This window comes from Cellulomonas sp. P4_D11, assembly GCF_056401915.1.
In genome coordinates this window covers 52,403-74,986 of sequence record NZ_JBFUIK010000021.1, presented here as the reverse complement: position 1 = coordinate 74,986, position 22,584 = coordinate 52,403, and the positions used below count along the sequence as shown (strand labels likewise).

Genomic DNA, 22,584 nt, shown 5'->3' with positions numbered 1-22,584 from the left:
CCGTCGGGCCGTGCAGGGCGGCCCGGGTGCGTCGGCGCAGCGCGCGCTCGGCGCGCTCGTCCCGCTCGGCCAGGGTGCCGAGCACCGTCTCCAGGCCGCCGAGCACGCGGGTCCGCTCGGCGACGACCGCGGGGTTCCAGTCGCGGACGCGGCGGTCGGCCTCGTAGGCCTCGGCGGCGGCCGTGACCACGTCGTGGGCGGCCTGCACCGCGGCGTGCTCGGCCGGCGCGTGCTCGGCGACCGTGTGCAGGCTGACCAGCCGGACGCCCGGCAGCGAGCGGACGCCGGGGTCGACGTCGTGCCGCAGCGCCAGGTCCACCACGGTGAGCGAGGCCGACGACGACGCGCGGGCCGCGGCGAGGGCGTCGACCCCCAGGACCGCACCGGCGGCGCCGCTGCAGGCGACCACCAGGTCGACGTCGGACACCTCGGCGGCGAGGTCGGCCGACGCGGGCAGGGACCGGACCCCGCGGGCGGCGGCGAAGGCTCCGGCGCGACCCGAGGCGGAGTAGACGCGGATGTCACCGGCGCCGCGGGCCTTGAGCGCCGCCAGGGACGCGCCGGCGTACGAGCCCGTGCCGATCAGCACGCAGCGCACCGAGGACCAGTCCGGCAGGTCCCGCTCGGCGATGTCGAGCGCGACACCGACCACCGAGCGGCCGGCGGCGCCGAGCCCGGTGCGGCTCTCGACCAGCCGCGAGACCCGGGACGCCGCCTGGAACAGCGACTCCAGGCCGGAGGTGGTCGTGCGGTCGCGGCGGGCGGAGGTCAGCGCCCGGCGGACCTGCCCCGCGATCTCGCGCTCGCCGACGACCATGGAGTCGAGACCGCTGGCCACCGAGAAGAGGTGCTCGGCGGCGTCGGTGCCGGCCCGGACCCGCAGGTGCGTCGCGACCTGCTCGGCGGTGTAGCCGGATCGGGCGGCGACCGCGTCGGCGGCCGCGGCGCGCGCCGACGGGGTGTCCGCGGCGTCGTCGACCTCGAGGTACAGCTCGAACCGGTTGCACGTCGCCAGGACGACGGCACCGGACACGAACCTGTGCACCGGCGAGGCCACGAGCTCGGACGCGACGGCCTGGACGTCCGACGAGAGACGTTCCAGCACATCGAGGTCGAGGTCGTGGTGACTCGCGGCGAGGGACAGCAGCACCACGTCCCCGAGTTAATCACTTCGACAATTGTCCGGCACAATCGAACCTGTGAACCTTCCTTCCTCGCACCCCCTCGTCGCCGGCCGCACGAAGAATTCTTCGCTGGTCCGTGCGTATTCCGGGGAGCAGCCCGCTCGGCGCCCGGTGTGGTTCATGCGACAGGCCGGACGGTCGCTGCCCGAGTACCGGGCGGCGCGCACCGGCACCGCGATGCTCGAGGCCTGCCTGGACCCGGCGCTCGCCAGCGAGATCACCCTGCAGCCGGTCCGGCGGCACGACGTCGACGCCGCGATCTTCTTCTCCGACATCGTCGTGCCCCTCAAGCTGGCCGGTGTCGACGTGGAGATCAAGCCCGGCGTCGGCCCCGTGATGGGCTCGGCGGTCCGGACGGCCGACGACGTCGCCCGCCTGCGCGACCTCGGCCCGCTCACCCCGGAGGCCCTGCGCCCCGTGTCCGACGGCGTCGCGCTGACGGTCGACGCCCTGGGCCACACCCCGCTGATCGGCTTCGCGGGCGCGCCGTTCACGCTCGCCGCTTACCTGGTCGAGGGCGGCCCGTCGCGCGACCACCTGGCGGCCCGCACCCTCATGCACGCCGACCCGGCCACCTGGACGGCCCTCACCGAGTGGGCGGCCGACATCACCGGAGCGTTTCTGCGCGCCCAGGTCCTGGCCGGCGCGAGCGCGACCCAGCTCTTCGACTCGTGGGCCGGCTCGCTCGGGCTCGCCGACTACACCGCGCACGTCGCCCCAGCCTCCGCCCGCGCGCTGGCCCACGTCACCGACCTGGGCGTCACCAAGGTCCACTTCGGCACGGGCACCAGCGAGCTGCTGGGCGCCATGCGGGACGTCGGTGCGGACGTCATCGGCGTCGACTACCGGCTGCCGCTCGACGAGGCGAACCGCCGCCTGGGCGGCACGACGCCGCTGCAGGGCAACATCGACCCAGCCCTGCTCGCCGCGCCGTGGCCGGTGCTGGAGGCCCACGTCCGCGACGTCGTCGCGCGCGGCTCGGTCGCCCCGGGCCACGTGGTGAACCTCGGCCACGGCGTGCCCCCGGAGACCGACCCGACGGTGCTGACCCGCGTGGCCGAGCTGGTCCACCAGATCTGATGCGCTGGGACGCGATCGTCGTCGGGGGCGGGATCGCGGGCCTGGTCGCCGCGCGGGAGCTGGCGGTCGCCGGCCTGCGGACGCTCGTGCTCGAGGAGCGGGACGCCGCCGGGGGAGCGGTCGCCGGGCACACGGTCGCCGGCCTGCGGCTCGACGCCGGGGCCGAGTCGTTCGCCACGCGGGGCGGCGCGGTCGCGGAGCTGCTCGACGAGCTCGGGCTCACCGCACGCGTCCGGACGCCGGAGCCGCTCGGCTCCTGGGTCCACCTCCCGCGCGGCGACGGGCCCCTGCCGCGCACCGGCCTGCTGGGCGTCCCCGCGCACCCGTGGGCGGCGGACGTCCGCCGGACCCTCGGGCTGGTCGGCGCCGCGCGCGCGAGCCTGGACCTCGTGCTCCCCCCGAGCGACGAGCCGACCCTCGGCGGGCTGGTCCGGCGCCGGATGGGCGCGCGCGTGCTGGACCGGCTGGTGCGGCCCGTCGTCGGCGGCGTGCACTCGGCGGACCCCGACGACCTCGCGGTCGACGCCGTCGCGCCGGGGCTCACGGACGCCGTCCGCCGCGAGCGCGGCTCGCTCGCGCGCGGGGTCGGGTCGCTGCGCGCGTCGGCTCCCGCGGGGTCGGCCGTGCAGGGGATCGACGGCGGCGTGCACGTGCTGGTCGACGCCCTCGTCGCGGACCTCGAGGCCCGTGGCGGCGAGGTCCGGACGGGCGCCGCGGTCGCCGACGTCGCGCGCGACGGGCGCAGCTGGGTGGTGGCCGGCGAGCACGCCGACCGCCTGGTCCTGGCCACCCCCGCGGCCGTCGACCTGCTCGGGCTCGCCGTCGGCCGACCCGACCCCGGCGCCCAGGTCACGCTGGTCACGCTGGTGCTCGACGCCCCCGCGCTGGACGCCGCGCCCCGCGGCACCGGTGTGCTCGTGGCGCGCGAGGCCACCGACGTCGCCGCCAAGGCGCTGACGCACGGCACGGCGAAGTGGGCATGGCTCGCGCGAGAGGCCGGACCCGGCCGGCACGTCGTGCGGCTCTCGTACGGGCGGGCGGGGTCGCCGGCGGACGCGGACGTCGACCTCGCCCTGCGCGACGCCGCGACGCTCCTCGGCGTGCCGCTCGCCCCGGACCGGCTGGTCGGGCACGCGGTCGTCCGGTGGACCCAGGCCCTCCCGCGGCCGAGCGCCGCGCACCAGGCGGTGGTCCGCGACGTCCGGGCCGCGGTGGGCGCGCTCGACGGGGCCGCGGTGTGCGGTGCGTGGGTGGCGGGCAACGGGCTGGCGTCGGTGGTGCCGGACGCCCGCGCCGCGGCGCGCTCGGTGCTCTGACGAATTCCTCGCGCATTTTCTGACAACGCGTCGGCAACCGGTGCAAGAATGTCGCGGGTCACATTTTCTGCGCCCGCTCGCGGCTATTTGCTGACAAGTTGTCACGACCGCGTCACGTATTTTCGGCGCTTCGACATCCCCGCGGTTGAGAGGGACACTGGCGACATGGCTCAGCACGTGCGCGTCGGGACTCGTGCGAGCGCGCTCGCGCTCACGCAGACCGGCCACGTGGTCGACGCCCTCGCCATCCTCGGGCGCGGCGACCTCACCCTCGAGACCGTCCACGTCCGCACCGACGGCGACCGCCTGACCGGCTCGCTGCAGAGCCTGGGCGGCACCGGGGTCTTCGTCACCGCGCTGCGCGACGCCCTGCTCGACGGGCGGTGCGACGTCGCGGTCCACTCCCTCAAGGACCTGCCGACGGGCGAGGCCGACGGGCTGCGGCTCGGCGCTGTCCCGCCGCGGGAGGACCCCGCCGACGCCCTCTGCGCGCGCGACGGGCTGACGCTGGACCTGCTGCCCCCTGGCGCGCTCGTCGGCACCGGCTCCCCGCGCCGCGCGGCCCAGCTTCTCGCCGCCCGCCCGGACCTGGTCGTGGTCGACATCCGCGGCAACGTCGACACCCGGCTCGGCCGCGTCTCGGGCTCCGGTACCGGGCCCGGCGACCTCGACGCCGTCGTGCTCGCCCGCGCGGGGCTGGCGCGGCTCGGCCGGCTCGACGCGGTGACCGAGGCGTTCGCGCCCGGCGTCATGGCCCCGGCCCCGGGTCAGGGCGCGCTGGCCGTCGAGGTCCGTGCCGACCTCGCAGCCGACGCGCCGCTCGCCGTCGCCCTGCGGGCGCTCGACCACCGCCCCACGCATCTGGCCGTGGTCGCCGAGCGCGCGCTGCTCGGCCGCCTCGAGGCCGGCTGCGCGGCGCCGATCGGCGCGTGGGCGCACCTCGCCGACGACGGCCGGACGCTCGAGCTGGACGCCGTGGTGGCGCGGCCCGACGGCGGCGAGACCCTCCGCCGCGGCCTGAGCACGACGCTGGGCACCGACAGCATCGACGACGCCCGCCGGCTCGGCGCCGAGCTGGCCGAGACGCTCCTGGGTGCCGGCGCCGCCGACCTCGCCGCGCTCGGGACCGTCCGATGACCGCTCCGCCCGTGCTGCCGCTGTCCGGCTGGCGCGTCCTGGTGCCCCGACCCTCCGCGGGGCGCAGCCCGGCCGTGGTCGCGCTGGCGGCGGCCGGCGCCGAGGCCGTCGTCGTCCCCCTCATCGAGACCGTCCCGCCCGAGGACCCGACCGAGCTCGACGACGCCCTGCTCGCGCTGGAGTCGGGCTGGTACTCGTGGCTCGTCGTCACCAGCGCCGCCGCCGTCCCCGTGCTGGTCGACCGCGCGCAGGAGAGCGCCGGCAGCCTCACGCAGCTCCTCGCCGACGGGCACGTGCGCGTCGCCGCCGTCGGCCCGGGCACCGCGCGGGCCCTGCGCGACGTCGGGGTCGAGCCCGACCTGGTGCCCGGCGGCCAGTCCACGTCCCGCGCGCTGGTGGAGTCGTGGCCGGCGCCCGCGGATCCCGCGCGCGTGCTGTTCCCTCGCGGGGACCTGGCCGCGCCGACGATCACGGACGGCCTGCACGCCCGGGGCTGGGACGTCACCGACGTCGTCGCCTACCGGACCGTCCCCGCCGCCCCGCCCCCCGACGACGTCCGGCGCGACTGGACCGAAGGCACCATCCACGCGGCGCTGCTGACGTCGGCCAGCACGGTGCGGGAGCTCGCTGCGCGCCTCGGCCCCCCGCCGGCCAGCACCCTGATGATCGGCATCGGCCCGTCGACCGCCGCGGAGGCCGCGCGCCTGGGCCTGCCGCTCGCGGGCGTCGCGACCGAGCAGACGATGACCGGCATGGTCGACGCGCTGACCCGCGCGGTCCGCACCGTCCTGCCCGTCCCGATCCCCAGCCCCGAGGAGCTCTGATGACGGACCCGTCCCCCCGCAGGATCCGCCCGCGCCGGCTGCGCGCCACGCCTGCGCTGCGCCGTCTGACCGCGGAGACGCGCCTCGACGCCGCACAGCTGGTGCTCCCGGTGTTCGTCCGGGAGGGTCTCGCCGAGCCGCGCGAGATCAGCTCGATGCCTGGGGTCCACCAGCACACGCGCGACTCCCTGCGGAAGGCGGTCGCCGAGGCCGCCGGCGCGGGGCTCGGCGGCGTGATGGTCTTCGCCGTCCCGACGGTGCGGGACGCCGTGGGGTCGCAGGCCACGGACCCGGGCGGCATCCTCAACGTCGCGATCGCGGACGTGGTCGCGGAGGTCGGCGACGCCCTCGTCGTGCAGGCGGACCTCTGCCTCGACGAGTTCACCGACCACGGCCACTGCGGCGTCCTGACGCCGAGCGGCGTGGTCGACAACGACGCGACCCTGGTCCGGTACGCGGAGATGGCCCTCGCGCAGGCGGAGGCCGGCGCCCACGTCGTCGGGCTGTCCGGGATGATGGACGGCCAGGTCGGACACGTGCGCGACGCCCTGGACGCCGCGGGTCGCGACGACGTCGCCGTGCTCGCCTACGCGGCCAAGTACGCCTCGGCGTTCTACGGCCCGTTCCGCGACGCCGTCGAGTCGCAGCTCGAGGGGGACCGCCGGGCCTACCAGATGGACCCCGCGAACCGCCGCGAGGCCGTCCGCGAGGTCGAGATCGACCTGGCCGAGGGCGCCGACATCGTCATGGTCAAGCCCGCGCTGGCGTACCTCGACATCCTCTCCGACGTGGCCGCGATGTCCACGGTGCCGGTTGCCGCTTACCAGGTGTCGGGTGAGTACGCCATGATCGAGGCCGCCGCCGCGCGAGGCTGGATCGAGCGCAGACGGGCGATCCTCGAGTCCGTGCTCAGCATCCGGCGCGCCGGTGCCGATCACGTTCTCACGTACTCTGCGACAGAGCTGGCCGGTTGGCTGGCAGAGGAGATCCGATGAGCGTCACCAGCACGGCGGGCACGAGCACTCTGAGCTCGGAGGCGTTCGCGCACGCCCAGGCCGTCATCCCCGGCGGCGTCAACTCGCCCGTCCGCGCGTACGGCAACGTCGGCGGCACCCCCCGGTTCCTCGCGTCCGCCCGCGGCGCCTACGTCACCGACGTCGACGGGACCGAGTACGTCGACCTGGTCGGCTCGTGGGGTCCCGCCCTGCTGGGCCACGCCCACCCCGAGGTCGTCGAGGCGGTCCGCGAGGCGGCCGGGCGCGGCCTGAGCTTCGGCGCCCCGACCCTGGCCGAGGTGGACCTGGTCGACGAGATCCGCTCCCGCGTCCCCGCCGCCGAGAACGTGCGCCTGGTGTCCACGGGCACCGAGGCCACCATGACGGCGCTGCGCCTGGCGCGCGCCTCCACCGGCCGCGACCTCGTCGTGAAGTTCGCCGGCTGCTACCACGGGCACGTCGACGCGCTGCTGGCCTCGGCCGGCTCCGGCGTCGCGACGCTCGGCCTGCCCGACTCCGCCGGCGTCTCCCCCGCGGTGACCGCCGAGACGATCGTCGTCCCCTACAACGACCTCGAGGCGATCGAGGCCGCGTTCCGCGAGCACGGGGACCGCATCGCCGCGGTCATCACCGAGGCCGCGCCCGCCAACATGGGCGTCGTGCCGCCGCTGCCGGGCTTCAACGCCTCGCTGCGCCGCCTGACGCTGAAGCACGGCGCGCTGCTCATCCAGGACGAGGTGCTCACCGGCTTCCGCGTGGGCTACTCCGGCTGGTGGGGGCTCGAGGGCCTGCGCGAGGGCTGGGCGGCCGACATCTACACGTTCGGCAAGGTCATCGGCGGCGGCCTGCCGGTCGCCGCGGTCGGTGGGCGTCGGGACGTCATGTCGCTGCTCGCGCCCGTCGGCCCCGTCTACCAGGCGGGCACGCTGTCCGGGAACCCCGTGGCGACCGCCGCGGGCCTGGCCACCCTCCGCCTCGCCGACCAGTCCGTGTACGCGACCGTCGACGCGGTCTCCGCACAGCTGCGCGCCGAGCTGGGCGCCGCCCTGTCCGCCGAGGGCCTCCCGCACGCCATCCAGTGGGCCGGCAACCTGTTCAGCACGTTCTTCGGCGCCGACGCCGCGGCGCACGGGGCGCGCGACTACGACGCCGTGAAGGCGACGGAGTCGTGGCGGTACGCGCCGTTCTTCCACTCGCTGCTCGAGTCCGGGGTCTACGCGCCGCCGTCGCCGTTCGAGGCGTGGTTCGTGTCGGCCGCGCACGACGACGCCGCGGTGGACCGGATCGTCTCGGCGCTCCCGGACGCCGTCCGCGCCGCCGCCCGGGCGACCGCGCCGACCGCCTGAGCCGTCCTGACCGGCCCGAGCGTCAGCGTGCGCCCGCGGGCGGGTTGACCCAGGCGTCGTGCCGCGCCGCGAGCTCGTGCACGGTCGGCGGCAGCTCACCGGAGACCAGGCCGGCGAGCGTCACCTGGTCGAGCACGTCGCGGACGCTCACCCGTAGCGCGACCCAGACCTCGAGCAGCGCCTCGGCCGACCCGGCGTACTCGAGCGCGGTCGGCCGCTCGTCGCGCACGGTCACCAGGGGCCCGTCGACCGCGCGGATGACGTCGGCCAGCGTGATCTCGTCGGCCGGCCGCGCCAGCCGGTAGCCGCCCGAGCGCCCGCGGATGCTGGCGACCACGCCACCGCGGCGCAGGTCACCCAGGATCCGCTCGAGGAACGCGACCGGGAGCTGCTGCCCGACCGCCAGGTCGTCGGCCCGCACGGGGTCGCCGTGGGGGGACGACGCCAGCTCGGCGCACGCCCGCACCGCATAGTCCGCCTTCGCCGAGACCCGCATGCAGCGATTGTGCCCCGCGACGTCGTCGGAAATACCCCCCAGGGGTATGGTGTTGCAGAGATTGCACCCGCTCGACCCTTCTGGAGGCCCCCATGCACGGTTATACGGACGCCAAGGACGACTACCTCAAGCGCCTCCGCCGGGTCGAGGGCCAGGTCCGCGGCATCGCGCGGATGGTCGACGAGGACGTGTACTGCATCGACATCCTCACCCAGGTCGCGGCCGTCACCAAGGCACTGCAGGCCGTGAGCATCGGGCTGGTCGAGGACCACCTCGCCCACTGCGTCGTCGACGCCGCCCGCCAGTCCCCCGAGGAGGGCGCGGCGAAGGTCAAGGAAGCCGCCGACGCCATCGCCCGCCTCGTCCGCAGCTAGAGGAGAACCCCACCATGAGCACCAGCACCACCACCACGTTCGGCGTCGACGGCATGACCTGCGGGCACTGCGTCGCCGCGGTGACCTCCGAGCTGTCCGCCCTGCCCGGGGTCCAGGACGTCGCGATCCAGCTGACCGTCGGCGGGTCGTCGACCGTGTCCGTCGTCTCGCAGTCCCCGCTGGCCGACGCCGCGATCAGCGAGGCGGTCGTCGAGGCCGGCTACGCCGTCACCCCGCGGAGGTCCTTGCTGTGAACGACTCGACCGTCGATCTCGCGATCGAGGGCATGACCTGCGCGTCCTGCGTCGCGCGGGTGGAGAAGAAGCTCAACCGGCTGCCGGGCGTCGAGGCGACCGTGAACCTGCCGCTCGAGTCCGCACGCGTCACGATGACCGACGGGCAGCCCGCCGACACCGCGGCGCTCGTCGCGGCGGTCCGCTCCGCGGGGTACGACGCGACGGTGGTCGGCGCGCGCCCGGAGGCGCACCACCCCGCGCCACCCGAGCACCGGGGCTCCTCCGCCGACTTCATGCACCACGACATGGACCCGTTCGAGCACGCGCTGTCCGGCCACGCGATGGCTCCGGGTCACGACATGGACGCCGACGAGGACACGTCGGCCCCCACCGACGCCCGGGGCACCGAGCTGCGCGCGCGCCTGCGGGTCGCCGTCGTCCTCACCGTCCCCGTGCTGCTGCTGTCGATGATCCCCGCACTCCAGTTCACCGGGTGGCAGTGGGTCGTCGCAGCCCTGGCGCTGCCGGTCGCCACGTGGGCGGCGTGGCCGTTCCACCGCGCCGCGTTCCGGGCGGCCCGCCACGGCGCCTCGACCATGGACACCCTGGTCTCCATCGGCATCATCGCCGCGACCGGCTGGTCGCTGTGGGCGCTGCTGCTCGGCGGGGCCGGCGAGCTCGGCCTGACCATGACGCCGTCCCTGTGGCCCCGTGCCGAGATGGGCATGGAGGTGCCCGAGCTGTACTTCGAGGTCGCGGCCGTCGTCACGACGTTCCTGCTGGCCGGCCGCTACGCCGAGCACCGCTCGCGGCGCCGCGCCGGCGACGCCCTGCGCGCGCTGCTCGACCTCGGCGCCAAGGACGTCGCGCTGCTGGTCGACGGGACCGAGCACCGGGTCCCGGTCGAGCGCCTCGCGGTGGGCGACGAGTTCGCCGTCCGCCCCGGCGAGAAGGTGGCCACCGACGGCGTCGTGGTCCGCGGCACGTCCGCGCTCGACACCTCGCTGCTCACCGGCGAGCCCGTGCCGGTGGACGTCGGCCCCGGCGACGAGGTCACGGGCGCCACCATCAACACGTCCGGCGCGCTCGTCGTGCGGGCCACGCGCGTCGGCTCGGAGACCCGGCTGGCGCAGATCGGCCGGCTCGTCGCGACCGCCCAGACCGGCAAGGCCCCCGTCCAGCGCCTGGCCGACCGCATCTCCGCGGTGTTCGTGCCGATCGTGCTGGTCCTCGCCGTGGGCACGCTCGCCGCCTGGCTGCTCACCGGCTCCGGGGTCCAGGCCGCCTTCACCGCCGCCGTCGCGGTCCTGATCATCGCGTGCCCCTGCGCCCTCGGCCTCGCGACGCCGACCGCGCTCCTGGTCGGCACCGGCCGCGGCGCGCAGCTGGGCGTCCTCATCAAGGGCCCCGAGGTCCTCGAGCAGACCCGGACCGTGGACACGGTCGTGCTCGACAAGACCGGGACCGTGACCGAGGGCCGGATGGCGCTGGTCGACGTGGTCGGGGAGCCCGACGTCCTGCGCTACGCGGCCGCGGTCGAGCAGCTGGCCGAGCACCCGATCGGCCGGGCCATCGCGACCGCCGTCATCCAGCACGAGGGCCCGTCGGGCGCCGACGGCGTCGTCATCGGTTCCGACCAGGTCCACGACTTCCGCGCGGAGGCCGGTCACGGTGTCTCCGGCGTCGTCCGCACGGCGCACTCGGGCGTGGGCCTAGGCCGTCGCGTGCTCGTCGGCCGCCCCGCCTGGCTCCGCGACCAGGGCATCGACCCGACCGCGTACCAGGAGCCGTTCGGCGCGGCCGAGGCAGACGGCGCCACCGCCGTCATGGCCGCCTGGGACGGAGCGCCGCGCGGCGTCCTGGTCCTGCGCGACCCGGTCAAGGCCTCGTCCGCGCAGGCCGTCGCCGAGCTGCGGGCCCTCGGGCTGCGCCCGGTCCTGCTCACGGGCGACAACGCGGGCGCGGCCCGGACGGCGGCGCGCGAGGTCGGCATCGCCGACGACGACGTGTTCGCCCACGTCCTGCCCGCCGACAAGGTCGCGGTCGTCGCCCGCCTGCAGCAGCAGGGCGCCCGCGTCGCGATGGTCGGCGACGGGGTCAACGACGCCGCCGCCCTGGCCACCGCCGACCTCGGGCTCGCCATGGGCACCGGCACCGACGTGGCGATCGAGGCCGCCGACATCACGCTCGTCCGCGGCGACCTGCGCTCCGCCGGCGACGCGATCCGGCTGTCCCGCCGCACCCTGCGCGTGATCAAGCAGAACCTGTTCTGGGCGTTCGCCTACAACGTCGCCGCGATCCCGCTGGCCGCCCTCGGCCTGCTCAACCCGATGATCGCGGGCGCCGCGATGGCCTTCTCGTCGGTCCTGGTCGTCGGCAACTCGCTGCGCCTGCGCCGCTTCGCCTGACCTCGCCCCGCCCGACGAGGGCCGCCGCTCAGTGGAACCGGCGGCCCTCGTCGCGGCGGTACGCCGTCACCGCCATCGCCGCGAACAGCGCGGTCCACGCCAGGATCACAAGGATCGCCCCGGTGTACGCCGGGGCACCGGTCACGGCCTGCACGGCCAGGTCGCGGGCGGCGCGCGACGGCAGCACCTTGGAGATCGCGTCGAGCCACGGTGGGAACGCCTCGGGCGGCAGGAACAGCCCGCCGGCGAACGCGAGCGGGAAGAGGGTCGCTTGCACGACGGCGATCGCGGCCTTCGAGCTGAGCCGGTAGCCGATCGCCAGGCCCAGCAGCAGGAACGGGACCGCTACGGCGGGGACCATGACGATCGCCGCGAGCGCCTGCGCCGGCGTGACGGTGGCGGCGGTCGCGACCGCCCCGAGGAGCACCAGCGGGACGAGCGCGAGGTACGACCACAGGACGCCGTTGAGCACGCGGCCGACCAGGCGCGGCCCCGCACCGGCGGGCAGGGTGCGCAGGAACGGGTCGAACGGCAGCGCGCGGTCCTCGGAGACGCCGACGCCGAACGAGAACAGGCACGTCGACATCACGGCGAACACGCCGAGCTGGGCGATGGCGGCGGTCGCGTAGAGCGGGTCGTCGGCCACCGTCCGCTGTGGGATCACGAAGAACAGCAGCGCCAGCGACGGGAACAGCAGGTTGCCGATGACCGCGATGGGGATCCGGATCGTCTCGAGGAACTGGAACCTGGCGTGCAGCACGGCGAGCGACCAGAACGGTCGGGGCGCCAGCGTCGTGGTGCTCATCGGACGACCTCCTCCTCGTGGGACTCGTGCGTCAGCGCCAGGAAGGCCTCCTCCAGCGAGGCCCCGCGCATCTCCAGGTCGCGGAACGGCACCTCCTCGACGACGAGCGCGCGGACCAGCCGGTCCGCGTCGTTGGCGAGGACCGTCCATCGGCCGTCGGGTCCCTGCTGGGCGCTCTGGGCACCCGGCAGCCGCGCGAGATCGACCGACGCCCCCGGAGGCAGCGACAGGATCACCCGGCGCAGGGCCACGAGACCCAGCACGGACGCCAGGCTGTCGTCTGCCAGCACCCGACCTGCGCCGATGACCACGACACGCTCGGCGAGCGCCTCGATCTCCTCGAGGTAGTGGCTGGTGAGCAGCACGGTCGCGCCGTCGGCGTGGTAGTCGCGCAGCGCCTGCCAGAGGATGTGCCGCGCCTCGACGTCGAGGCCGGTGGTCGGCTCGTCGAGGAGGACGAGCCGCGGCCTGCCGACCAGCGCGAGGGCGACCGCCAGCCGCCGCTTCTGCCCGCCGGACAGCCCGCCCGTCTGCCGCCCGACCAGGTCCTCGAGCCCGAACCGCGCGAGCACCTCGGCGCGCGTCATGGGAGACGGGTAGTGCTTCGCGACGAGGTCGACCACCTCGCCGACCGTCAGCGTCGGTGGCAGCCCCGTCTCCTGTGGCGTGGTCCCGAGCCCGATCCGCGACGACGCCTTCCGAGGGTCGCCCCCGAAGAGCCGGACGTCGCCGGAGTCCTGCTTCCGGAGGCCGCTGACCAGGCTGAGCAGCGTGGTCTTGCCGGCGCCGTTGGGCCCCAGCAGCCCGACCAGCTCTCCCTCGCCGACCGTCAGCGACACGTCGTCGAGCGCGGTGACGGCGCCGAACGTGCGGGTCACCCCCGTCAGCTCCACGACGGCGCTCACGAGGCACCGTCCAGCAGCGCCCGCAGCGAGCGCGTGTACCGCTCGAACGCCGACCGTCCGGTCAGTGTGAGCGCCACGTAGGTGGCCGGCGTCCGGCCCTCGTGCGTCTTGGTGATCGTCACGTAGTCCGCCTCCTCCAGTCGGCGTAGGTGGGTCGAGAGGTTGCCCGCCGTCATGTCCAGCAGCTTCTGCAGGCGGGGGAACGCGATGCGGTCGTGGGCGCCCAGCGACGCCAGCGTCGCGACCACGCGGAGGCGGGCCTGCGCGTGGATGACCGGGTCCAGCTCGACGTCAGCCACGGTTGCGCGCTGCCTCGGCCGCCGCCGCGACGAGCATCCCGCCGCCGCCCGCCAGCGCCATGAGCAGGTAGGACCCGGGCAGCCCGGCGAGCGTCGCCGCCGCACCGACGAGCGCGATCCAGCCCCCGAGCACGTACATCGCGGTCGACCGCCAGAGGATCCCGCCCGCGAGATACAGCAGGCCCACCACCAGGGCGGCGATCGCGTTGGCCGCGAGCGCGACGACCTCACCGGACGCCCCCGCCTGTCCCAGCCCGCCGACGATCATGCTCTGCGCCAGGAACCCGATCGCCCACGCCCACCCGAGCATCGCGCCCTGCCGCGCACTCGAGCCGGCGATGCCGCGCGTCCGGCGGGTGATGTGGACGATCGTCACGACGAGCGCGAGCACGCCGCCGCCGACCGCGATCACGCCCGCCGCCACCGACGGGGTGTCGTCGTCGCGGGCCGTCCACCACATCGCCCCGTACCCGACCAGCCAGACCGCGCCCCACACCCCGAACAGCAGCGCGCTCGACGGCCGCACCTGCGCGGTCCGCGCCCGCTGCGCCGCGATGATCGCCAGCGCGTCGGCGACCTCGGGCGCGGCGTCGGCCTCGGCCGCCCGGCCGTCGGGGGCGGTCCCGTCGGCATCGCGCGGATCGGTACTCATCGTGGTCCTCCATGACTTTGCGCTACAAACTACTTTGTCGTGCACCGACTGGCAACCCCTTCCGCCGGGTCGTCGTGCCGCCCGACCGCGGTGGCGATGTCCAGCGGGCGTCCAGGTGGCGTCCAGGGAGGCGGCCTACGCTTCGACCATGACCGCGCCGACGCCGACGCCCGACGGGGCGAGCCCCGACGCTCCCGCCCGCAGCGACGTCGACGTCGTCCCGCGCGAGAGCGACCTCTCCACTCGCATCGCACCGCCGCCGGGCGACCGGGCGTACCGCCGCCGGATCACCACCGAGATCTGGATCGTCCTCGGGCTGTCGCTCGGCAAGTCGGGCCTGTACGCGGTGGTCAACATCATCGACCGGCTCACAGCCGGGCCGCCGCTGGGCGACCAGTCCACGACCCTCAACCCGAGCCGGTCAGCGCGACCGTGGCTCGACCTCACGTACCAGCTCCTGCAGGTCGGGTTCGCGCTGGTCCCGGTCGCGCTGGCGCTGTACCTGCTGTCGGCCAACGGGAAGTCGGCGGTCCGCCGGATCGGCCTCGACTTCACGCGGCCGTGGCGGGACCTCGGCGTCGGCGTGGGGCTGGCCGCGGTGATCGGGATCCCCGGCCTGGGGCTCTACGCGGTCGCCCGGGCGCTCGGCCTGGCGGTCCAGGTGCAGGCGTCGGCGCTGAACTCGGCGTGGTGGACCATCCCCGTGCTGCTCCTCGCGGCGCTGCAGAACGCGCTGCTGGAGGAGGTCATCGTCGTCGGGTACCTGATGGAGCGGCTGCGCGAGCTGCGCTGGAGCGCACCGGCGATCGTCGTCGCCAGTGCGCTCCTGCGCGGCTCGTACCACCTGTACCAGGGCTGGGGCGCGTTCGTCGGGAACGCGATCATGGGCCTGGTCTTCGCCGAGTACTACCGGCGCAGGCGACGGGTGATGCCGCTGGTGGTCGCGCACACGATCATGGACATGGTCGTGTTCGTCGGCTACGCGCTCGTCCCCGCCGCCTGGATCGCGGCCCTGGGCCTCAACTGACCGCGGGTCAGACCGTCGCGGAGGTGGTGCCCAGGTCCTTGGCCAGCTGCTTCGTCGCGAACCCGCTGACGATCAGGATGACGCCGGCGACGAAGGCGAAGAGCCCGAGCAGCACGACGATGACCTTGACCACCGTCTGCGGGTGGGTGAGGAGCAGCAGGGCGAAGAGCGTGTTCACCAGGCCGAAGGTCAGCACCCAGTACCAGCCGACGTCGCGCGCCCGGTAGAGCACGACCGACGCGATGATCCCGAGCACGCCGAGCAGCAGCACCCACGCGGCGATCAGGTAGAAGAGGACCTGAGCGGTCTCCGGCGTCCAGACCACCACGACGATCCCGAGCAGCAGCCCGATGATGCCCGAGAGCAGGAACCAGCCGGCGCCGGGCTCCTTGCGGTTGGCGAACCACTGGGCGATGGCGATGAGCCCGTCCAGGATGGCGAAGATGCCGAAGATCCAGACGAGGGCCGTCACCGACCAGAGCGGCTGCACGAGCATGAGCAGCCCGAGGATCAGCAGCACCACGCCACGCAGGACCGGCAGCCACCACGAGCGGCGGAGCGCGGTGGAGACGTCGGCGGCGGTCAGGTCGTCGGACATCGGGGCCTCCACGGGGAAGTCGGGCGAGGGAGTGCTCCCTCCGGCGTCACGGTAGTGGACGATCCCGACAGAGCGCTCGGACGCGCGCATACCCGTCGAAGCAGGTCACGGGGCCGTGACGAGCGCGACAGCATCGTCGGCCAGCCCTGCCGGGCACAGACAGCCACGCTGCCTAGACTCGCCCCTATGTCCGCGACGCCCGCCAGTCGCGCGGACGTCGAGGCGGCCGCCGCCGCCGACGCCGCGCCCGCTGACGCCGTCGCGCTCCCGACGCGGACCACGACCGACGACGTCACCATCGTCGACGTCCCCACGGTCCGCGTGCACCACCCGAGCGACCTGCTCGGCACCATCCTCTCGGCGCTGGGCGTCGCGCTCGTGCTCGTGCTCGCGACGTACGCGCACAACACCACGTCGGGCGTGGCCGAGGACGTCCAGGGCTTCGCCACGCTGCTCAACCGGATCCTGTTCGTCCCGCGGCGCGGGCTCGAGGTCTTCGTCGTCCTGGCGGTCCCGCTCGCGGTGATCACCGAGCTGGCGTTCCGCCGGCTGGGCCGGCAGCTGCTCGAGGGCCTGATCGCGGCCATCGCGGCGCTGATGCTCAACGAGGCCGTGCTCTGGGCCATCACGACGTTCGGCTCCGAGGAGCTGACCATCGGGATGTCGATCCGGGCGAACGGCGAGTGGGTCGTCACGCTGCCGGGCTACGTCGCCCTGCTGGTCGGCCTGCTCACCGTCGTCGGCCCGCGCGGCCGCCGCCGGACCGTCAAGTGGTCCTGGAACCTGCTCTGGGTCGCCATCGGGGTCCTGCTCATCACCGCCGGGGTGTCGCTGCCGGGGCTGGTCGTGTCGTTCCTGCTCGGCCGGGTCACGGGCCTCGGGGTGCGCTACCTGTCGGGCGTGCAGTCCGAGCGGGCGTACGGCGCGAGCCTGGTCGCGGGTGTGCGGCGGGCCGGCTTCGACCCCGTGCAGCTGCTGCGGGTGGCCGACGAGACCACGTCGACCGCGCCCGACGCCCCCGAGCTCGACGGCGACTCCGCTGCCCGCGCGCTGACCCGCTCCACCGACCACCGCCTGTACGAGCTGACCACCGCGGAGGGCGAGGAGCTCGACCTGGTCGTCATCGACGGCGACCGGCAGGTGGTGGGCATGCTCACCCGGCTGTGGCGGTCGCTGCGGATGCGTGGCCTCGAGGGCCGGTCGGTCGTGTCGCTGCGGCAGGCGGCCGAGCGCACCGCACTGCTCGCCTACGCCGCGCGCGCGGCCGGCGTCCGCACGCCCAAGCTGCTGAGCATCGCCGAGGCCGACGACTCGATGCTCCTGGTCCAGGAGCGCCCGGGCCGGGCCGTCCCGCTCGGCGACCTCGACCCCGCGGAGCTCACGGACGACGTGCTGCAGGAGATCTGGGCCCAGCTCCAGCTCGCGCACGACGCCGGCATCGCCCACCGCTCGCTGACCAGCGACGTGCTGCTCGTCGAGAGCGTCGTCGGCAGACCCGTCGTCTGGGTGACCAGCTGGGAGCAGGGCGACGTCGCGTCCTCCGAGCTCGCCCGCCGCATGGACGTCACCCAGCTGGTCGCGCTGCTCGCGCTCCGCGTCGGTGCGACGCGCGCGCTCGACTCGGCCGTCGCCGTGCTCCCCGACGAGCACATCGCGGAGATCGGCCCGCTCCTGCAGACGATCACGCTGCCGCGGCTGACCCGCAACGAGATGCGGGCGAACAAGAAGGTCCTGGCCGAGCTGCGGTCCGCGCTGGTGACCCACCTCCCCGAGGCCGACGTCGAGCCCCAGCAGCTCGTCCGGTTCGGCGCGCGGACGGTGCTGACGATCGTCGTGCCGATCGTCGCCATCGTCTTCGTCATCACCAGCATCAACGTCGACGAGATCACCTCGGCGCTCGCGACCGGCGACTGGCGCTGGACCGTGGTCGCGTTCGTGCTCGGGCTGCTCACCCTCGTCGGCGCCGCGCTGGCGTTCGTGGCCTTCTCGCCCGTGAAGCTGCCCCTGTGGCGCGCGACCCTGGTGCAGACCGCCGCCACCTTCGTCGGGCTCGCCGCCCCGGCGGGCATCGGTCCGGCGGCCCTGAACCTGCGGATGCTGCAGAAGCGAGGGGTGTCGACCACGCTCTCGGCGGCAACGGTCGCCCTCGTCCAGGTCAGCCAGTTCGTCGTGACGCTGGGCCTGCTGCTGGTGCTCACCCTCTTGTCCGGCGACACGGAGTCGCCCCTGCCCATCTCCCCGGTCGTGCTCCTCGTCATCGGCATCCTCGCCGTGTTGGTCGCCTCCGGGCTGCTGGTGCCCAAGGTGCGCCAGTGGGTGCTCGCCAAGACCATGCCGACGTTGCGCCAGACCTGGCCGCGCCTCATCGAGGTCCTCGGCCAGCCGTGGCGTCTGGCCCTGGCCATCGGCGGCAACCTGCTGATGACTCTCGGGTTCATCTTCGCGTTCGACGCCAGCCTCGCGGCGTTCGGGCAGGACGCCACCCTCATCCAGGTGGCCCTGGTCTACCTGGCCGGCAACACCGCCGGCGCCCTGGTGCCGACGCCCGGCGGCATGGGTGCCATCGAGCTCGCGCTGGCCGGCACGCTCACCAGCATCACGGGCATCAACCCCGGTATCGCGACCTCGATCGCGGTCCTCTTCCGGGTGGCCACCTACTGGCTGCGCATCCCCATCGGCTGGGCGGCGATGCGGTACCTGCAGCGGACCGGCGAGCTCTAGCCCGAAGACACCTCCGGGCCGGCACCTGTGCGGTACCGGCCCGGAGCCTCGTGCTGGGTCGCCGTCAGGCGAGCGCCTTGGCCTTCAGCTGGGCGTACTCGGCCTCGTCGATCGTCCCTGCATCCAGCAGCGCCTTCGCGTCGGCGATGTGCTCCGCCGGCGACTTGCTGCTCGACGCCACCTCACGGATGTACGTGTCCGTGTCCGACTTGGCCTGCTGGACCGCCTGGACCTGCCGCTCCGCCATGCCCTTGCCGCGAGCGATCACGTAGATCAGCGCGGTCAGGAACGGGACGACGATCAGGAAGATGATCCAGACGGCCTTCCACCAGCCGCTGAGGGCGTGGTCGCGGAAGAGGTCTCCGATGATCTGGAAGAGGATGACGAGGTAGGCGAAGAACAAGAACCACCAGATCAGCAGCCAGAACCACTGCGCAAAGCTGTTCATGCGACCTTCTCTCAACTGCGGCCGACCCCGAGTGGCAAGCCCGTTGGGCAGAGGCTAACGGACATTCGTCGCGAGATGCACCAAAGTTCCGCCGCGTCGCACCGCTGACCTGCACCATCGCGCAGCGCCGGACATGGCGGAGCCCCCCGGACCCGAGGTCCGAGGGGCTCAGCGATGGAGAACGTCCTCAGGCGGCAGCGTGCTCACGCTGCGCCGGCACCAGCTCGATCGCGCTGCGACGAGCAGCGAGCCCGGCCCACGCCTGGACGCGGGGGGAGGGGATGGCCGGGGTGAGGTTCGTCTCGGACGGGTCGACTGAAAATCCGCGCTGGTCCATGACTCGGTCCTGTCTGTTCGGTAGCCCGGCTGACCCTGTAGGTCCCGTGGCTTTGCGTCCCCTCCTTGCAGAGGGTTTGCCGTTTCGCTGACAAGTCAGACATTAGAGCAACGTGAGAGGCCGTGGAAGCGTGTCAACGGCACCAAAATCGGACATTCGTCCATTTCACCCACTCGGCCGTATCTCACGCTTGGGCGCCGCACTCCTGTTGTTGCTCATCCGAAGGTGAAGGAGAACGCCTGGACGCCTTCCGAGGCGGACAGCTCGACGGTGCCCTGGACGATCTTCTTGCCGCTGACCAGCGGGTACGCCTTGGGCGAGCCGTCGACCACGATGTCGGTCCGGTCCACGACCTTCCCGTCCTCGTCGCGCACGGTCGCCGTGACCGTCCCGGTGCCGCCCATGACGGCCTGCACCACCTTGGCGTGGAACCGCAGGCGCAGGGTCGCGTCCGGGCCTGCGGCGGCGCCCTGGTAGTCCGTGGTCCAGGTCCCGCCGAACGCGACCGTGTCGGCCGCTTGCTCGTCGGGCAGCGCGTAGGTCGCCTGCCCCTCTCGGTAGTCGCCGGACACGTTGGTGTGCTTGCTGACGGACAGGAACGTCTCCGGGGTCACGTCACCCTGCGGCGTCGTGTCGTCCACCTGCGTCCGCGCGGGCAGCGCCACGCCCGGGTCGGCCTGGGTGAGCAGCTCGCGGATCAGCGTCTCGGTCTGCGCGTAGCCACCCTCCCCCTGCGAGACCTGGCGGATCTGGCCGTCGGCGTCGATGAGGTAGTGCGCCGGCCAGAACCGGTTCCGGTACGCGGTCCACGTGGCGTACGAGTTGTCCTGGGCCACCGGGTAGGTGATGCCGAGCCGCTGCGCCCCGTCGACGACGTTGCGGGTCTCGCGCTCGAACGCGTACTCCGGCGTGTGCACGCCGATGACCACGAGCCCGTCGTCCTGGTACGCCTCGTCCCAGGCGGTCACGTGCGGGACCGAGCGCTGGCAGTTGATGCAGGAGTACGCCCAGAAGTCGAGCAGCACGACCTTGCCCTTGAGGTCCGCGAGGTCGACCGCCGCCCCGTCCGGGGTGTTGAGCCAGGCGTCGATGCCGCGGATCGCCGGCGCGGGCCCGCAGTCCTCGAGGGTCGCGGAGTTGTTGGTGCAGTCGGCCAGCTGCCGGTTCTCGTCCGTCACCAGACCGCCCAGGTCGAGCTGGCGCTGGACCGTCTCGTTCGCGGCGACCTTCGTCTGCAGCGCGTCGGTGTAGCCCGGCAGCGCCCGCTGGATCGCGTCGGTCAGGTTGAACGCCAGCGCGAGGGCCAGCGCGATCATCAGCGCGCCGCCCGCCGCGCGGATGCCGCGCTGGTGGGTGCGGAACGCCGCGATCCGCTCGGCCACCTTGCGGCCCGCGAGCGCGAGGACCAGCAGGGGGATCGCGGCGCCGAGCGCGAAGCTCACCGTCAGCACGACCGTGCTCAGGCCGACGGTCCCGGTCGCGCCCGCCACGGTGATGGCCGCGAGCACCGGCCCCGCGCAGGGCACGTAGACGGCGCCGAGCCCGAGGCCCAGCACGAATCCGCCGTGCCCGGCGCCGGGGGCGCGCTTCGGGGTCAGGCGCTGGAACGGTCGCTCGAGGACCTCCTCGAACTTCGGCACCAGCAGCCCGATCCCCAGCAGCGCCAGCACGGCGATGCCCGCCCAGCGCAGCAGGTCCTGCGGGAGCCCGAGGACGTTGAGCAGCACGGTGCCGACGAGCGTGACCAGCGTGAAGCTGGTGACCAGGCCGGCGATGACCAGGTACGGACGGCGCGCGGACGCCTTGTCGCGGGCGCGGCTCTCCTTGGTGGGGGCCGGGGGCTCGAGGGTGGCGACGCCGCCCGGCGTCCACGCCGTCGCGCCGGACAGGAAGGACGGCTGCGCCATCGCCCCCACGGAGCCGGCGGCCCCCTTCGTCGTGGGGCCCGACGCCACCTTGACGGTCGGGCGGCCGCGAGCCCCTTCCACGCCGCCCGCGAAGAACACGACGGGCAGCACGGGCAGGATGCACGGCGAGATGCCGGTGATGAGGCCACCGACGAGCCCGATGAGCGCGAGCGTGAGCAGGTCCATGGCGCAGGTTCGGCGCGACGACCCCCATGGATGGGTCATGGGCGCGTCGAGAGCTCGTCGAGAACTCGTCGGCAGTCCCACCCATCCGCACCGCCGACCGCCCCGAACCACCCCCGAAGAGACGACCGGGCGGGTACCCACCCGGACCACGTTCAAGGGAGAGTCATCATGCGCACCACCCACCGCACCCGCATCGCCGCCGTCCTGCTCGCCGGCGTGACGGGCCTCGCCCTCACGGCCTGCAGCAGCTCCGGCTCGACGGACGACACGGCGGGTTCCGACTCGTCGGCCGCCATGGAGACGCCCATGGAGACGCCGTCCGAGATGCCCAGCGACGATGCGATGACGGCCGACCCGGCCGCCGACCTCGTCGGCCCCGGCTGTGCCGACTACGCCGCCGCCGTCCCCGACGGTCCCGGCTCGGTGACCGGCATGTCGACCGATCCCGTCGCCGTGGCGGCGTCGAACAACCCGCTGCTGACCACGCTCGTCGCGGCGGTCTCCGGCCAGCTCAACCCGGACGTCAACCTGGTCGACACCCTCAACGGCAGCGAGTTCACGGTGTTCGCGCCGGTCGACGACGCCTTCGCCAAGATCGACCCGGCCACCATCGAGTCGCTCAAGACCGACGGCGCCACGCTGACCAAGATCCTCACGTACCACGTGGTGCCCGGCCAGCTGTCGCCCGACATGATCGACGGCACGCAGACCACCGTCGAGGGCGGGACCGTCGAGGTCACCGGCACCGGCGACGACATGATGGTCAACGGCGCCAAGGTCATCTGCGGCGGCGTCCACACCGCCAACGCGACCGTCTACCTCATCGACTCGGTGCTGATGCCGACGATGTGACGACCCGGCGGACCGGTCGCCCCGGCGGCCGGTCCGTCTGCGCTCCCGGCCACCCCTGACGGCCGGTGAGCAGCGGAGCCCCCTCGCAGGGTACGGCGAGGGGGCTCCGTGGCGTCCGGGCGCGGATCCCTCACCCGAGGCGCCCGCGAGCGTGCACCTGATCGCTCCCCGCCCGGCGCCGGCCCGGCCCCGCTCGGCGCCCGCTCACCGCTCGCTGCTCATCGTCATGCGAACCGGGCAGCCCTCCCGCGCGAGGTCGTCAGTTCGGGACGAAGTCGTGGGTTGCAACGCACGACGTCGTCCCAGACTCACGACCTCGCCGGCATCTCGCCGCTCCAGCGACCGTAGGTCTGCGCCCCGGCCCCCGGACCACGGCGGGCACCCGAGCCCGCGCCCGCGCCCGCGCCCGCGAGAACGTCACTTCGCCGCGAGAACGGCAGTTCAAAGTGAC

Annotated in this window: 22 protein-coding genes and 1 riboswitch; of the genes, 12 read left to right on the top strand and 10 right to left on the bottom strand. The window is 74.1% G+C overall.

Annotated features, from left to right (window positions below; translation table 11 throughout):
* Nucleotides 1-1,153 (bottom strand): glutamyl-tRNA reductase (locus AC1DT4_RS14140; RefSeq protein ID WP_477090429.1); only part of this gene is annotated, 1,153 nt, incomplete at its 3' end.
* A gap of 46 nt (nucleotides 1,154-1,199) precedes the next feature.
* Here AC1DT4_RS14140 and hemE point away from each other — a divergent pair.
* The 6 genes from hemE (at nucleotide 1,200) to hemL (ending at nucleotide 7,882) form a co-directional block, all read left to right on the top strand.
* Nucleotides 1,200-2,264, top strand: a complete 1,065-nt coding sequence (gene hemE, locus AC1DT4_RS14135; RefSeq protein ID WP_477090428.1) for a uroporphyrinogen decarboxylase — start codon at nucleotides 1,200-1,202, stop codon at nucleotides 2,262-2,264.
* Nucleotides 2,264-3,580 carry a protoporphyrinogen/coproporphyrinogen oxidase gene (locus AC1DT4_RS14130; protein WP_477090427.1) on the top strand — a complete coding sequence of 439 codons (1,317 nt, stop codon included), beginning with the start codon at nucleotides 2,264-2,266 and terminating at the stop codon, nucleotides 3,578-3,580. Before hemE ends, AC1DT4_RS14130 begins: the two co-directional genes overlap by 1 nt.
* Before the next feature lie 165 nt (nucleotides 3,581-3,745).
* The gene (hemC, locus tag AC1DT4_RS14125) at nucleotides 3,746-4,717 is read left to right on the top strand and encodes a hydroxymethylbilane synthase (RefSeq protein ID WP_477090426.1); all 972 of its coding nucleotides are present in this window, start codon (nucleotides 3,746-3,748) and stop codon (nucleotides 4,715-4,717) included.
* Nucleotides 4,714-5,541 (top strand): uroporphyrinogen-III synthase, encoded by an 828-nt coding sequence (locus tag AC1DT4_RS14120; protein WP_477090425.1) that lies wholly within the window; start codon nucleotides 4,714-4,716, stop codon nucleotides 5,539-5,541. Before hemC ends, AC1DT4_RS14120 begins: the two co-directional genes overlap by 4 nt.
* A complete protein-coding gene (gene hemB, locus AC1DT4_RS14115) occupies nucleotides 5,541-6,536 on the top strand; it encodes a porphobilinogen synthase (RefSeq protein ID WP_477090424.1) in 996 nt (331 codons plus the stop codon). The genes AC1DT4_RS14120 and hemB overlap by 1 nt, the downstream gene beginning before the upstream one ends.
* Complete coding sequence (gene hemL, locus AC1DT4_RS14110; RefSeq protein ID WP_477090423.1) at nucleotides 6,533-7,882, top strand: glutamate-1-semialdehyde 2,1-aminomutase; 1,350 nt, start codon at nucleotides 6,533-6,535, stop codon at nucleotides 7,880-7,882. The genes hemB and hemL overlap by 4 nt, the downstream gene beginning before the upstream one ends.
* Nucleotides 7,883-7,904: 22 nt before the next feature.
* Here the strand turns inward: hemL and AC1DT4_RS14105 are convergent, their stop codons facing one another.
* On the bottom strand, nucleotides 7,905-8,378 hold the full coding sequence (locus AC1DT4_RS14105; RefSeq protein WP_477090422.1) for an RrF2 family transcriptional regulator: 474 nt from the start codon (nucleotides 8,376-8,378) through the stop codon (nucleotides 7,905-7,907).
* Between the two features lie 92 nt (nucleotides 8,379-8,470).
* Here AC1DT4_RS14105 and AC1DT4_RS14100 point away from each other — a divergent pair, with 92 nt between their 5' ends.
* Genes AC1DT4_RS14100 through AC1DT4_RS14090 form a run of 3 tightly spaced genes read left to right on the top strand, consistent with a single transcriptional unit; the run spans nucleotide 8,471 to nucleotide 11,396 of the window.
* Nucleotides 8,471-8,752, top strand: a complete 282-nt coding sequence (locus tag AC1DT4_RS14100) for a metal-sensitive transcriptional regulator (protein WP_146927746.1) — start codon at nucleotides 8,471-8,473, stop codon at nucleotides 8,750-8,752.
* Nucleotides 8,753-8,766: 14 nt separating this feature from the next.
* On the top strand, nucleotides 8,767-9,006 hold the full coding sequence (locus AC1DT4_RS14095) for a heavy-metal-associated domain-containing protein (protein WP_477090421.1): 240 nt from the start codon (nucleotides 8,767-8,769) through the stop codon (nucleotides 9,004-9,006).
* Nucleotides 9,007-9,038: 32 nt separating this feature from the next.
* Nucleotides 9,039-11,396: a heavy metal translocating P-type ATPase gene (locus AC1DT4_RS14090; protein WP_477090430.1), complete on the top strand. Its 2,358-nt coding sequence runs from the start codon at nucleotides 9,039-9,041 to the stop codon at nucleotides 11,394-11,396.
* A 28-nt stretch (nucleotides 11,397-11,424) separates the two neighbouring features.
* On the opposite strand, the gene AC1DT4_RS14085 is transcribed toward AC1DT4_RS14090, so the two are convergent.
* From AC1DT4_RS14085 to AC1DT4_RS14070, 4 genes are read right to left on the bottom strand one after another with little or no spacing between them, the layout of a single operon-like run.
* Nucleotides 11,425-12,201 carry an ABC transporter permease gene (locus tag AC1DT4_RS14085; RefSeq protein ID WP_477090420.1) on the bottom strand — a complete coding sequence of 259 codons (777 nt, stop codon included), beginning with the start codon at nucleotides 12,199-12,201 and terminating at the stop codon, nucleotides 11,425-11,427.
* On the bottom strand, nucleotides 12,198-13,106 hold the full coding sequence (locus tag AC1DT4_RS14080; protein WP_477090419.1) for an ABC transporter ATP-binding protein: 909 nt from the start codon (nucleotides 13,104-13,106) through the stop codon (nucleotides 12,198-12,200). Before AC1DT4_RS14080 ends, AC1DT4_RS14085 begins: the two co-directional genes overlap by 4 nt.
* Nucleotides 13,103-13,405 (bottom strand): transcriptional regulator, encoded by a 303-nt coding sequence (locus tag AC1DT4_RS14075; RefSeq protein ID WP_477090418.1) that lies wholly within the window; start codon nucleotides 13,403-13,405, stop codon nucleotides 13,103-13,105. The genes AC1DT4_RS14080 and AC1DT4_RS14075 overlap by 4 nt, the downstream gene beginning before the upstream one ends.
* Nucleotides 13,398-14,057 (bottom strand): hypothetical protein, encoded by a 660-nt coding sequence (locus AC1DT4_RS14070; protein WP_477090417.1) that lies wholly within the window; start codon nucleotides 14,055-14,057, stop codon nucleotides 13,398-13,400. The genes AC1DT4_RS14075 and AC1DT4_RS14070 overlap by 8 nt, the downstream gene beginning before the upstream one ends.
* A gap of 148 nt (nucleotides 14,058-14,205) precedes the next feature.
* Here AC1DT4_RS14070 and AC1DT4_RS14065 point away from each other — a divergent pair, with 148 nt between their 5' ends.
* On the top strand, nucleotides 14,206-15,084 hold the full coding sequence (locus AC1DT4_RS14065; protein ID WP_477090416.1) for a CPBP family intramembrane glutamic endopeptidase: 879 nt from the start codon (nucleotides 14,206-14,208) through the stop codon (nucleotides 15,082-15,084).
* Nucleotides 15,085-15,091: 7 nt separating this feature from the next.
* On the opposite strand, the gene AC1DT4_RS14060 is transcribed toward AC1DT4_RS14065, so the two are convergent.
* A complete protein-coding gene (locus AC1DT4_RS14060; RefSeq protein ID WP_477090415.1) occupies nucleotides 15,092-15,682 on the bottom strand; it encodes an HdeD family acid-resistance protein in 591 nt (196 codons plus the stop codon).
* A gap of 186 nt (nucleotides 15,683-15,868) precedes the next feature.
* On the opposite strand from AC1DT4_RS14060, the gene AC1DT4_RS14055 reads away from it, so the two are divergent.
* Entirely contained in the window at nucleotides 15,869-18,403 is a 2,535-nt protein-coding gene (locus AC1DT4_RS14055; protein WP_477090414.1) for a flippase-like domain-containing protein, read from the top strand.
* A 64-nt stretch (nucleotides 18,404-18,467) separates the two neighbouring features.
* Here the strand turns inward: AC1DT4_RS14055 and AC1DT4_RS14050 are convergent, their stop codons facing one another.
* The 3 genes from AC1DT4_RS14050 to AC1DT4_RS14040 form a co-directional block, all read right to left on the bottom strand.
* Nucleotides 18,468-18,851, bottom strand: coding sequence for a hypothetical protein (locus AC1DT4_RS14050; RefSeq protein WP_477090413.1), 384 nt, complete (start codon nucleotides 18,849-18,851; stop codon nucleotides 18,468-18,470).
* Nucleotides 18,852-19,038: 187 nt separating this feature from the next.
* Nucleotides 19,039-19,188: a hypothetical protein gene (locus AC1DT4_RS14045; RefSeq protein ID WP_477090412.1), complete on the bottom strand. Its 150-nt coding sequence runs from the start codon at nucleotides 19,186-19,188 to the stop codon at nucleotides 19,039-19,041.
* A gap of 16 nt (nucleotides 19,189-19,204) precedes the next feature.
* Nucleotides 19,205-19,279, bottom strand: a riboswitch (cyclic di-GMP riboswitch).
* A 124-nt stretch (nucleotides 19,280-19,403) separates the two neighbouring features.
* The gene (locus AC1DT4_RS14040) at nucleotides 19,404-21,281 is read right to left on the bottom strand and encodes a cytochrome c biogenesis protein DipZ (RefSeq protein ID WP_477090411.1); all 1,878 of its coding nucleotides are present in this window, start codon (nucleotides 21,279-21,281) and stop codon (nucleotides 19,404-19,406) included.
* 168 nt (nucleotides 21,282-21,449) lie between these two features.
* Here AC1DT4_RS14040 and AC1DT4_RS14035 point away from each other — a divergent pair, with 168 nt between their 5' ends.
* Complete coding sequence (locus tag AC1DT4_RS14035) at nucleotides 21,450-22,133, top strand: fasciclin domain-containing protein (protein ID WP_477090410.1); 684 nt, start codon at nucleotides 21,450-21,452, stop codon at nucleotides 22,131-22,133.
* The last annotated feature ends 451 nt before the right edge of the window (nucleotides 22,134-22,584 follow it).

Excerpts from the sequence above, each read along its gene's own strand:
- AC1DT4_RS14130 (WP_477090427.1), top strand. The coding sequence starts at position 2,264 with ATGCGCTGGGACGCGATCGTCGTCGGGGGCGGGATCGCGGGCCTGGTC.
- hemC (WP_477090426.1), top strand. The coding sequence starts at position 3,746 with ATGGCTCAGCACGTGCGCGTCGGGACTCGTGCGAGCGCGCTCGCGCTC.
- AC1DT4_RS14120 (WP_477090425.1), top strand. The coding sequence starts at position 4,714 with ATGACCGCTCCGCCCGTGCTGCCGCTGTCCGGCTGGCGCGTCCTGGTG.
- hemB (WP_477090424.1), top strand. The coding sequence starts at position 5,541 with ATGACGGACCCGTCCCCCCGCAGGATCCGCCCGCGCCGGCTGCGCGCC.
- hemL (WP_477090423.1), top strand. The coding sequence starts at position 6,533 with ATGAGCGTCACCAGCACGGCGGGCACGAGCACTCTGAGCTCGGAGGCG.
- AC1DT4_RS14105 (WP_477090422.1), bottom strand. The coding sequence starts at position 8,378 with ATGCGGGTCTCGGCGAAGGCGGACTATGCGGTGCGGGCGTGCGCCGAG.
- AC1DT4_RS14100 (WP_146927746.1), top strand. The coding sequence starts at position 8,471 with ATGCACGGTTATACGGACGCCAAGGACGACTACCTCAAGCGCCTCCGC.
- AC1DT4_RS14095 (WP_477090421.1), top strand. The coding sequence starts at position 8,767 with ATGAGCACCAGCACCACCACCACGTTCGGCGTCGACGGCATGACCTGC.
- AC1DT4_RS14090 (WP_477090430.1), top strand. The coding sequence starts at position 9,039 with ATGACCTGCGCGTCCTGCGTCGCGCGGGTGGAGAAGAAGCTCAACCGG.
- AC1DT4_RS14085 (WP_477090420.1), bottom strand. The coding sequence starts at position 12,201 with ATGAGCACCACGACGCTGGCGCCCCGACCGTTCTGGTCGCTCGCCGTG.
- AC1DT4_RS14070 (WP_477090417.1), bottom strand. The coding sequence starts at position 14,057 with ATGAGTACCGATCCGCGCGATGCCGACGGGACCGCCCCCGACGGCCGG.
- AC1DT4_RS14065 (WP_477090416.1), top strand. The coding sequence starts at position 14,206 with ATGACCGCGCCGACGCCGACGCCCGACGGGGCGAGCCCCGACGCTCCC.
- AC1DT4_RS14060 (WP_477090415.1), bottom strand. The coding sequence starts at position 15,682 with ATGTCCGACGACCTGACCGCCGCCGACGTCTCCACCGCGCTCCGCCGC.
- AC1DT4_RS14055 (WP_477090414.1), top strand. The coding sequence starts at position 15,869 with ATGTCCGCGACGCCCGCCAGTCGCGCGGACGTCGAGGCGGCCGCCGCC.
- AC1DT4_RS14050 (WP_477090413.1), bottom strand. The coding sequence starts at position 18,851 with ATGAACAGCTTTGCGCAGTGGTTCTGGCTGCTGATCTGGTGGTTCTTG.
- AC1DT4_RS14045 (WP_477090412.1), bottom strand. The coding sequence starts at position 19,188 with ATGGACCAGCGCGGATTTTCAGTCGACCCGTCCGAGACGAACCTCACC.
- AC1DT4_RS14040 (WP_477090411.1), bottom strand. The coding sequence starts at position 21,281 with ATGGACCTGCTCACGCTCGCGCTCATCGGGCTCGTCGGTGGCCTCATC.
- AC1DT4_RS14035 (WP_477090410.1), top strand. The coding sequence starts at position 21,450 with ATGCGCACCACCCACCGCACCCGCATCGCCGCCGTCCTGCTCGCCGGC.